General features: G+C 73.2%; 11 protein-coding genes. 10 read left to right on the forward strand and 1 reads right to left on the reverse strand.

What is annotated here, in order from left to right; all coding sequences use genetic code 11:
• Window positions 1-1,449, reverse strand: a complete 1,449-nt coding sequence (locus tag D0D28_RS29755; protein ID WP_116114310.1) for an aldehyde dehydrogenase — start codon at window positions 1,447-1,449, stop codon at window positions 1-3.
• Window positions 1,450-1,632: 183 nt separating this feature from the next.
• On the opposite strand from D0D28_RS29755, the gene D0D28_RS29760 reads away from it, so the two are divergent.
• From D0D28_RS29760 to D0D28_RS29805, 10 genes are all read left to right on the forward strand, one after another.
• Entirely contained in the window at window positions 1,633-2,142 is a 510-nt protein-coding gene (locus D0D28_RS29760; RefSeq protein ID WP_094005240.1) for a cupin domain-containing protein, read from the forward strand.
• Between the two features lie 4 nt (window positions 2,143-2,146).
• Entirely contained in the window at window positions 2,147-3,082 is a 936-nt protein-coding gene (locus D0D28_RS29765; protein ID WP_116114312.1) for a PDR/VanB family oxidoreductase, read from the forward strand.
• 4 nt (window positions 3,083-3,086) lie between these two features.
• A complete protein-coding gene (locus tag D0D28_RS29770) occupies window positions 3,087-3,278 on the forward strand; it encodes a recombinase-like helix-turn-helix domain-containing protein (protein WP_094005242.1) in 192 nt (63 codons plus the stop codon).
• Window positions 3,275-4,318 carry an aromatic ring-hydroxylating oxygenase subunit alpha gene (locus D0D28_RS29775; protein ID WP_233157235.1) on the forward strand — a complete coding sequence of 348 codons (1,044 nt, stop codon included), beginning with the start codon at window positions 3,275-3,277 and terminating at the stop codon, window positions 4,316-4,318. The genes D0D28_RS29770 and D0D28_RS29775 overlap by 4 nt, the downstream gene beginning before the upstream one ends.
• A 21-nt stretch (window positions 4,319-4,339) precedes the next feature.
• The gene (locus tag D0D28_RS29780; RefSeq protein WP_116114314.1) at window positions 4,340-5,263 is read left to right on the forward strand and encodes a VOC family protein; all 924 of its coding nucleotides are present in this window, start codon (window positions 4,340-4,342) and stop codon (window positions 5,261-5,263) included.
• The gene (locus D0D28_RS29785) at window positions 5,260-6,036 is read left to right on the forward strand and encodes an aspartate dehydrogenase domain-containing protein (protein WP_240323414.1); all 777 of its coding nucleotides are present in this window, start codon (window positions 5,260-5,262) and stop codon (window positions 6,034-6,036) included. Before D0D28_RS29780 ends, D0D28_RS29785 begins: the two co-directional genes overlap by 4 nt.
• Complete coding sequence (locus tag D0D28_RS29790; protein ID WP_116114319.1) at window positions 6,033-6,746, forward strand: alpha/beta fold hydrolase; 714 nt, start codon at window positions 6,033-6,035, stop codon at window positions 6,744-6,746. The genes D0D28_RS29785 and D0D28_RS29790 overlap by 4 nt, the downstream gene beginning before the upstream one ends.
• Window positions 6,737-7,471, forward strand: coding sequence for an SDR family oxidoreductase (locus D0D28_RS29795; RefSeq protein WP_116114321.1), 735 nt, complete (start codon window positions 6,737-6,739; stop codon window positions 7,469-7,471). Before D0D28_RS29790 ends, D0D28_RS29795 begins: the two co-directional genes overlap by 10 nt.
• 8 nt (window positions 7,472-7,479) lie before the next feature.
• A complete protein-coding gene (locus tag D0D28_RS29800; RefSeq protein ID WP_116114323.1) occupies window positions 7,480-8,259 on the forward strand; it encodes an SDR family oxidoreductase in 780 nt (259 codons plus the stop codon).
• A 10-nt stretch (window positions 8,260-8,269) separates the two neighbouring features.
• Window positions 8,270-9,264: thiamine pyrophosphate-binding protein (locus D0D28_RS29805; protein WP_275895929.1), on the forward strand; the 995-nt coding region annotated here is incomplete at its 3' end.

Here is a 9,264-nt window from a genome sequence, read left to right on the forward strand (position 1 = left end):
CTAGCCCGCCCAGGGCAGGGGCTCCTCGTCCAGGCCCCAGTACACGCTCTTCTGCCGCAGGTACCCGAGGATCCCCTCGCGGCCCTTGTCGACGCCCAGCCCGCTCTCCTTCCTGCCTGAGAACGGCGTCGAGATGCTGAACTGCTTGTACGTGTTGATCCACACCGTCCCGGCCTCGATCCGCCGCGCCAGGCGCCACGCGCGGCGGTAGTCGGCGGTCCAGATGCCGCACGCCAGGCCGTACACCGTGTCGTTCGCCTGCGCCACCAGGTCCTCCTCGTCCCGGTACGGCAGCAGCACCCCGACCGGGCCGAAGATCTCCTCCTGGCACGTCTTCGACGAGTTCGGCAGCCCCTCCAGCAGCGTCGGCGGGTAGTACGCGCCCACCGAGGACGGCACCTCTCCCCCGCACAGCACCCGCGCCCCCTCCTCCCGCGCGCGGTCCACCAGCGACGCCACCCGGTCGCGGTGCGCGACCGTCGCCAGCGGCGCCACCTGCGTGTCCGCCGCGGTGCCCGGCCCCATCCTCAGCCGGGACGCCCCCGCCACCAGCAGGTCCCGGAACTCGGCGTACCGCGACTCCGGCAGGAAGATCCGCGACCCGGCGATGCAGCTCTGGCCGCTGGAGGAGAAGATCCCGTACAGGATCCCGGCCACCGCCTGCTCCACCGCCGCGTCCGGGCACACGATCGTCGGTGACTTGCCGCCCAGCTCCATGGTCACCGGCATGACCTTCTCCGCCGCGATCCGCCCGATCGCCCGCCCGGTCGAGGTGCCGCCAGTGAACGCGACCTTGCCGACCAGCGGGTGCCGCACGATCGCATCCCCCACCACCGACCCCGGGCCCGGCAGCACGGACAGCAACGGCGCCGGCACCCCCGCCTCCAGCACCAGCCGCGCCAGCGCCAGCGACACCAGCGGGGTCGCCTCGGCCGGTTTGAGCAGCACGCCGTTGCCCGCGGCCAGCGCGGGCGCGATCTTCTGCGCGTCGCTGGCGATCGGCGAGTTCCACGGCGTGATCGCGCCGACCACTCCGATCGGCTCGTACACCGACATGGTCAGCCACGGCCCGCGTTGCGGGGTCAGCGCGGTTTCCATCGTCTCCAGCGCCGCCGCGTAGAACCGGAACGTCCCGGCCGCGCTCGCGACCAGCGCCCGCGTCTCCCGCCGGGTCTTGCCGGTGTTGCGGGTCTGCAGCAGGGCCAGCGACTCCGCGTCCCGCTCGATCAGGTCGCCGACCCGGGCCAGCACCCGGGCCCGTTCGTGCGGCAGCAACGCCGCCCACTCGGCCACCGACGCCGCGCGGGCCGCCTCGTCGACGTCCCGCGCGGACGCGCCGTGCACGACCGCGATCGGCTCACCGGTCGCCGGGTCCACGCACTCCAGCGGTGCGCCCCCGCAACCCCGCCACCGCCCGGCCACCAGGATCTCGTCCGCGGGCACTGTCATCGAGCCACCTCCACACGCCGTCCAGGCTCGGCAGAATAACTTAGCTCTAAGTTAATTGGAAGGTGTTGACGGCATTGGAACGAACCCGCAGAAAACTTAGCGCTAAGGGTTGTCGGCGACCGGGCGGCGGTGCTACAAACTCTTCCCAAGTTCCCTTAGAGCTAAGACATCCAAGGAGATCCCGTGACGACGACGCAAGCCGGCCTCGAGGAACTGATCGACTCCTGCATCGCAACCCGCGAATCGCGCTACGAGGACTGGGACACGCTCGGTTTCCAGGCCAAGGCGGGCGACCAGTTCCGCCGCGCCCAGGTCCGCTACATCGGCTCCGGCGCCACCGGCAACCACGACACCGACAACCGCATCCTGCCCTCGGAGCACTTCACCTTCTCCAACATGCGGTTGCCGGCCGGGGCGATCGGCCCCGAGCACACCCACCACGACGTGGAAGAGGTCTTCTTCGTCCTGGAGGGCACCCTCGAGGTCACCGTGCACGACGTCGAGGACGGCACCAAGACCGCCAGCCGCGTGCTGGGCTACCGCGACCTGATCCGCGTCCCCGCCGGGGTGCCGCGCAGCCTGCGCAACATCGGCGACACCGACGCCCTGTTCGCGGTGATCATCGGCGCGCAGAAGCCGCAGCTGCCGACCTACCCGCCGACCTCGCCGATGCACGGCGTGACCCGCGACTGACGCCATGCCCCGGACGGTACGAGTTCACCAGAGCACCTGGCTGGCCGACGGGGTCGTGCGCGTCGAGCTGCGCGACCCCGCCGGGGCGGCCCTGCCGGCGTGGGAGCCGGGCGCGCACCTGTCGCTGCACCTGCCCAACGGGCTGGTCCGGGAGTACTCCCTGTGCGGCGACCCGGCGGACGGGCACAGCTGGACCGTGGCCGTCCTGCGCGAGCCGTCCTCCCGCGGCGGCAGCGCGTGGGTGCACGAGCGCCTCACGCCCGGCACGCTGATCGAGATCGACGGGCCGCGCAACAACTTCGCCCTCGAAGACGCGCGGGCGCACCTGCTGATCGCGGGCGGCATCGGCATCACGCCCCTGCTGGCGATGGCGGACCGCCTGCAAGAGCGGGATTCCGACTGGAGCATGCTCTACTGTGGACGATCCCGGGCGAGCATGGCCTTCCTGGGCGACCTGCCCGCGGACCGGGTGCGCGTGCACGCCGACGACGAGCACGGCGGACCGCCGGACCTGGCCGCGGAGCTGGCCGGTCTCCGTCCGGGCACGCTGGTCTACTGCTGCGGCCCGGAACCGCTCATCGCCGCGGTCGAGGCCGCGCTCCCGGACACCTCGATGCTGCGGGTCGAGCGGTTCCGCGCGCCCACAACAACCCCGCCCACCCCTGACGAGGGCTTCGACGTGGTGTGCGGCGGGTCCGGGCGACGCGTGCCGGTTCCGGCCGGGGTGTCCATCCTGGACGCGCTCGCCGGGGCGGGGGTGTCCGTGCCGAACTCCTGCCGGGAAGGGGTGTGCGGCACGTGCGAGACCAAGGTGCTCTCCGGGGAACCGGAGCACCGCGACTTCCTGCTGAGCGACGACGAGAAGGCGGCCGGCGGCACGATGCTGATCTGCGTGTCGCGCAGCCGGTCGGCCGAGCTCGTCCTGGACGTGGAGGACTGAGGACATGCCTTCCAGCTACGAGAACGCGTTCGGCGACGAACTCGAGGCGATCTACGGCCGCGGCGTGCACGACCTGCCCGGTGTCGTGGCCGCCCTCAACTCCTCCGGGGTGCGCCCCGCGGGCGGCGAGGACTGGACCGAGTCGTCGTTCACCGCCGAACTGGCCCGCCTGAGCGGAACGGAGAACCACGCGTGAACCCCTTGCACACCCCCGAGGGCCTGCTGACGTTCGGGCTGCGGGACCGCTGGTACCCGCTGTGCCCGTCGGACCACGTGCGCACCGGCGAACTCGTCCGGATCGACCGCGCGGGCGAGCAGCTGCTGCTGTGGCGAGACGCCGCGGGAACCGTGCACGTCCAGGAGGACCGCTGCCCGCACCGCGGGGCGCGGCTGTCGCAGGGCGTGCACATGGGCGACCGGATCGCGTGCAACTACCACGGCGTGCAGCTCGACGCCGAGGGCACGGTGGTGTCCGTGCCGGGCAGCCCGGGCTGCGCGCTGGAGGGCCGCCGCGTGCTGCGGACGTTCCCCGCCGAGGAGCACGCGGGCGCGATCTTCGCCTGGTTCGGGGTCGACGAATCGGCACCGCCGGCCCCGCTGGAGGTGCCCGAGCCGATCGCAGGGGGAGAGTGGTCGCAGTTCCTCTGCTACGTCGAATGGGACGCGCCCTACCTGTACTCGCTGGACAACCTGCTCGACCCCATGCACGGCGCGTTCCTGCACCGCAACAGCCACACCATGTTCGCCGGCAAGCGCGAGGCGGTCTTCCAGATCCGCGCGACCGACAAGGGTTTCGTGTTCGAGAAGACCGACCAGCGCGGCGTCAACTTCGACTGGGTGGAGCTGACTCACGGCGGCGCCGACTGGGTCACCCTCGACATCCCGTACCCCGACACCGCCGGCCCGGGCGGTCCGTTCTCGATCGTCGCCGGTTTGTGCGCGATCTCGGAGAACCGGCACGCCGGGTTCTTCTGGCGCTGCCGCAAGGTGTCCGGCTGGGAGCGGGACAGCTGGCGCTTCCTCTACCGCAACCGGCTGGAGGCCCGGCACTACGCGGTGCTGGAGCAGGACCGCGAAATGGCCGAGGCGATGCCCGCCGACGCGTGGGACCGGGAAAACCTCTACCAGCACGACATCGCGCTGGTCCGCATGCGGCGCCTGCTCAAGGCCGAAGCCGCGAAACAGGTGGCCCGCCTGACCGAGCCCGCGACCGCCCCGCCGGTCCCGGTCGCCTGACAACTTCCCTTGGAGGACACCATGTCCGAACCCGTCGTCCGGTTGCGGGCGCTGCGGTCGGTGACCCTGCGCTCCACCGCGTGCGCCGACGCGGGCGAGTTCTACCGCGAGGTGTGGGGGCTGCGGCAGGTCGAGCAGGACACCGGCGCGGTGTGGCTGCGCGGCACCAGCAGCGAACACCACGTGCTGCAGTTGCAGCAGGCCGAGCAGAACGCGCTCGGCAAGGTGGCCTTCGCGATCGCCACGCCCCGCGAGATCGACGAGGCCGCCACGCGCCTGGCCGCCCAGGGCATCCCGCTGGTCACCGAGCCCGGCAAGCTGGACCAGGTCGGCGGCGGCTACGGGCTGCGCTTCGCCGATCCGGAGGGCAGGCTGATCGAGCTGTCCGCGGACGTGTTCGCGGTGACCCCGGACGATCCGGACGGGCACCCCGCGGTGCCGCGGAAGCTGGCGCACGTCGTGCTCAACACCGCCGACATCGACGCGGCCTGCGAGTTCTACACGCGCGTGCTCGGCATGCGGATCTCCGACTGGTCCGAGCACCAGATGGCGTTCCTGCGCTGCAACGCCGACCACCACGTGATCGCGTTCAACCAGGCGCCGTTCGCGTCGGTCAACCACGTCGCCTACGAGATGGCCTCGATCGACCACTTCATGCGCGGCATCGGGCGGCTGCGGCACAACGGGATCACCCCGCTGTGGGGCCCGGGGCGGCACGGGCCGGGCAGCAACACGTTCGGCTACTTCGCCGACCCGGCCGGGCTGGTGTGCGAGTACACCTCCGAGGTCGAGCAGGTGGTGGAGGACGCGTGGCTGTGCCGGGTGTGGCGGCGCACGCCCGAGCTGTCCGACCTGTGGGGCACCGCGGGCCCGCCGTCGAAGGACGTCCGCACCCACATGGCGGGCGTGCCCGACCCCGGCTACTCGGCGTGGTGGCAGGGATGAGGACCGGGGTGATCGGCGAGGGCGCGATCGGCGGCGTGGTCGCCCGCGCCCTGCGCGACGGGACCGTGCCGGGTGCGACGCTCTCCGGCGTCGTGGACCCAGCCGGGCCCGCGGACCTGCCGGTGGTGTCGCTGGACGAGCTGCTGTCCACTTCGGACCTGGTGGTCGAGGCGGCCGGGCAGCGCGCACTGGCGGAGGTCGGACCTCAGGTGCTGGCCGCCGGGCGGGACCTGCTGGTCGTGTCGGTCGGCGCGCTGGCCGACGACGCCCTGCTGGCGAAGCTGCTGTCCGCCGGACCGGGTGAGCTGCACCTGTCCACCGGGGCGATCGGCGGGCTGGACCTGCTGCGGGCGGCGGCCCGGATGGCGCCGCTGTCCCGGGTGACGATCGAGACCACGAAACTGGCCGCGAACCTGGTGCAGCCGTGGATGCCCGACGGTCAGGCCGAGCGGCTGCGGGCCACCGCCGAGCCGGTCGAGCTGATGCGCGGCCCGGCCCGCGAGGTGACCGCGGCGTTCCCGAAGTCGGCGAACGTGGCGGCCTCGGTGGCGCTGGCCGCGGGCGACTGGGACGTGGTCGAGGCGGCGGTGATCGCCGATCCGGCCGCGGAGCTGACCTCGCACGTCATCACCGCTGAGGGGCCGGCCGGGTCGTACCGGTTCGAGATCCGCAACCGGCCCTCGCCGCGGACTCCGACGAGCAGCGAGGTCGTGCCGCACGCGGTGCTCGGCGCGATCGCCGCGCTGGCCGAGCCGCGGGTGGTGTTCCGATGACTCCGGTGTTGCTGCTGCACGGCATCGGCGGGTCGAGCGCGTCCTTCGAGCCGCAGGTGGACGTGCTGTCGAAGCGGCACCGGGTGGTCGCCTGGGACGCGCCGGGCTACGGGGACTCGCCCGATCCGGAGCGGGCCGACATCGGCTGGTACGCCGAGCAGGCGGCGCGGATCTTCGACGAGCCCGCGCACGTGGTGGGCGTGTCGTGGGGCGGGGTGATCGCGACCCGGCTCGCGCTGGAGCACCCCGTGCGGTCGCTGACCCTGGCCGATTCGACGCGCGGCTCCGGCACCAGCCCCGAGGCCGCCGCGCGGATGCGGGTGCGGGTGGACGAGCTGGCCGAGGTGGGCGCCGCGGAGTTCGCGCGGCGGCGCGCGCCGCGGCTCAGCTCCGATCCGGCGACCCGCGCGAAGGTCGAGGCGACCATGGCCCGGGTGCGCCTGGCCGGGTACCGCGCGGCCGCGGAGTCGATGGCCACCACCAACCACGGTCCGCTGCTCGGCCGGATCAGCGTGCCGACGCTGGTGGTGGTCGGCGCGGACGACCAGGTCACCGGCGTCGCGGAGAGCCGGTTGCTGGCGCGGGAAATCCCGGGCGCGCGGCTGCGCGTGATCGGCGGCGGGCACGCGGCCAACCAGGAGTGCCCGGACGAGTTCAACGAGGTCCTGCTGGAGTTCCTGTCCGAAGTGGAGGCCGCGCGATGCGCCTGATCGTGGTGACCGGCGCCGGGCGCGGGCTCGGCTGGGCGATCGCCGACGCCCTCGGCGCGTCCGGCGCGCAGGTCGTGGTCGCCGAGCGCGATCCGGAGCGGGCCGCCCGCGGGGTGGCGCAGCTGGAAGAGCGCGGCCGGACCGTGCACCGCATCGACACCGACGTCGCCGATCCCGATTCGGTGGCGCACCTGGCGAAGCGGGTCGCGGAGATCGGGCCGCTGCACGGGCTGGTCAACAACGCGGCGATGGCCGACGGCGTGGGCGGCAAGCACTTCGCCGACCTCGAAGTCGAGGCGTGGGACCGGCTGATGACGGTGAACGCGCGCGGTCCGTGGCTGGTCGCCCGTGCCCTGTACGCGCAGCTGGCGGCCACCGGCGGGCGGATCGTGAACATCGCCTCCGACGTCGCGTTGTTCGGGCCGCCGCGGCTGGTGCACTACGTGTCGTCGAAGGGCGCGGTGATCGCGATGACCCGCGCCATGGCCCGCGACGCCGGGCCGGACGGGGTGACGGTGAACGCGGTCGCGCCGGGCCTGACCGAGGTCGAGGCCACCGAGCGGGTGCCCCGCGAACGGCACCAGCTCTACGCGGACGGGCGAGCGCTGACCCGGGCGCAGCAACCGGGTGACGTGGTGGGCGCGGTGGAGTTCCTGCTCTCCGACGCCGCGTCGTTCATCACCGGGCAAACGTTGGTCGTCGACGGCGGATTCGTCTGCCACTAGGAGCTTTCATGGACCTGCGACTTTCCGGGCGGGCGGTGGTGGTGACCGGCGCCAGCTCCGGTGTCGGGCTGGCCACCGCCGCGCTGCTGCTCGCGGAGGGCGCGCACGTCGCCGCGTGCGCGCGGGACGGCGAGCGGCTGGAGAAGGCGCTCGCCGATCTGCCCCGCGCGTCCGGCGCCCGGCTGTACACCGCGGCCTGCGACGTCCTCGACGCCGGCGACGTGCGGCGGTTCGTCACCGGCGCGGGCGAGGAGTTCGGCGGGCTGGACGGCGTGGTCAACAACGCCGGCCGCTCGCTGATGGCGCGGCTGGCCGAGACCAGCGACGAGCAGTGGCGCGACGAGCTGCACCTGAAGATCTTCTCCGTGCTGCACGTGGTCCGCGCCGCGCAGCCGTGGTTGCGGCCGGGTGCGGCGGTGGTCAACGTCAACGCGATCCTGTCGCGGCAGCCGGAACCCCAGCTCGCCGCGACCTCGGCGGCGCGGGCGGCACTGCTGAACCTGTCCAAGACGCTGGCCGCGGAGCTGGCGCCCCAGGTGCGGGTCAACTCGGTGTGCCTCGGCCTGGTGGACACCGGGCAGTGGCGGCGCCGGTACGAGCAGTCCGGCACCTCCCGGTCGTGGGAGGACTGGACCCGCGAGCTGGCCGAGGACCGCGGCATCCCGCTCGGCCGGCTCGGCACCGCCGGCGAGGTCGCCTTCCCGATCGTGGCGCTGCTGTCGCCACGCGCGTCCTATGTGACCGGTTCCGCCCTCGATGTCGGTGGCGGCGTCGCCCGATACGTCTGAGGAGACACTCGTGAAACACGGCAACGGCGGGGACTTGCTCGCCCAGATCCTGATCGACAACGGCGTCGACACCGCGTTCGGCATCGTCAGCGTGCACAACCTGCCGCTGGTGGAGGCGATCGCGGCGCGGCTGCGGTTCGTCCCGGTGCGGCACGAGGCCGCGGCGGTCAACGCGGCCGACGGGTACGCCCGCGCCCGGGGCGGCCTCGGCGTCGCGATCACCAGCACCGGCACCGGCGCGGGCAACGCGGCCGGGTCGCTCGTGGAGGCGCTGACCGCGGGCAGCCGGGTGCTGCACGTGACCGGGCAGATCGACTCGCCCTACCTCGGGCAGGGGCGCGGGGTCATCCACGAGACCCGCGACCAGCTGGGCATGCTCACGGCGGTGTCCAAGCACGCGGCGACCATCTCCTCCGTGGCCGACGCCGAGGACGTGCTGCGGCAGGCGGTCCGGCACGCCGTGTCGATCCCCTGTGGACCATCCAGTGTGGAGTGGCCGATCGACCTGCAGTACGCGCGGCACACGTTCACCGCCCGCGGTCCGGAGACCCCCGCGCCGGTGCCGTCGCCGGACCAGGACGCGCTGGCCCGGGCGGAAGAGTTGCTCGCCGCGGCGCGTCGGCCGGTGATCTGGGCCGGCGGTGGCGCGGTGGGCGCGCGGGACGAGGTGCGGGAGCTGGCCGAGCGGCTGCGGGCGCCGGTGTTCACGAGCAACTCCGGGCGGGGCACGCTGCCCGAGGACCACGAGCTGGTGGTGGGCAACTTCGCGACCGCGGCGGAGGACCTGCTGGCCGAGGCCGACCTGCTGATCTCGATCGGCACGCACTTCCGGTCCAACGAGACCAGGCACTACCACCTGGCGCTGCCCGAGCGGCACATCCAGATCGACGTCGACCCCGCCGCCCTGGGCCGGGTGTACCCGGCGACGGTCGGAATCGCCGGGGAGGCGGCCGAGGTGCTCCGGCGCCTGCGGGGCGGGCCGGGTGATCCGGCGTGGCGGGGGCG

The sequence above is a fragment of the Amycolatopsis ruanii genome (assembly GCF_003385175.1).
Taxonomy (GTDB): domain Bacteria; phylum Actinomycetota; class Actinomycetes; order Mycobacteriales; family Pseudonocardiaceae; genus Amycolatopsis_E; species Amycolatopsis_E thermalba.

What these genes read in the sequence shown, in the direction of transcription:
- D0D28_RS29795 (WP_116114321.1), top strand. Translation starts at nt 6,737, where the DNA reads ATGCGCCTGATCGTGGTGACCGGCGCCGGGCGCGGGCTCGGCTGGGCG.
- D0D28_RS29780 (WP_116114314.1), top strand. Translation starts at nt 4,340, where the DNA reads ATGTCCGAACCCGTCGTCCGGTTGCGGGCGCTGCGGTCGGTGACCCTG.
- D0D28_RS29765 (WP_116114312.1), top strand. Translation starts at nt 2,147, where the DNA reads ATGCCCCGGACGGTACGAGTTCACCAGAGCACCTGGCTGGCCGACGGG.
- D0D28_RS29785 (WP_240323414.1), top strand. Translation starts at nt 5,260, where the DNA reads ATGAGGACCGGGGTGATCGGCGAGGGCGCGATCGGCGGCGTGGTCGCC.
- D0D28_RS29790 (WP_116114319.1), top strand. Translation starts at nt 6,033, where the DNA reads ATGACTCCGGTGTTGCTGCTGCACGGCATCGGCGGGTCGAGCGCGTCC.
- D0D28_RS29800 (WP_116114323.1), top strand. Translation starts at nt 7,480, where the DNA reads ATGGACCTGCGACTTTCCGGGCGGGCGGTGGTGGTGACCGGCGCCAGC.
- D0D28_RS29770 (WP_094005242.1), top strand. Translation starts at nt 3,087, where the DNA reads ATGCCTTCCAGCTACGAGAACGCGTTCGGCGACGAACTCGAGGCGATC.
- D0D28_RS29755 (WP_116114310.1), bottom strand. Translation starts at nt 1,449, where the DNA reads ATGACAGTGCCCGCGGACGAGATCCTGGTGGCCGGGCGGTGGCGGGGT.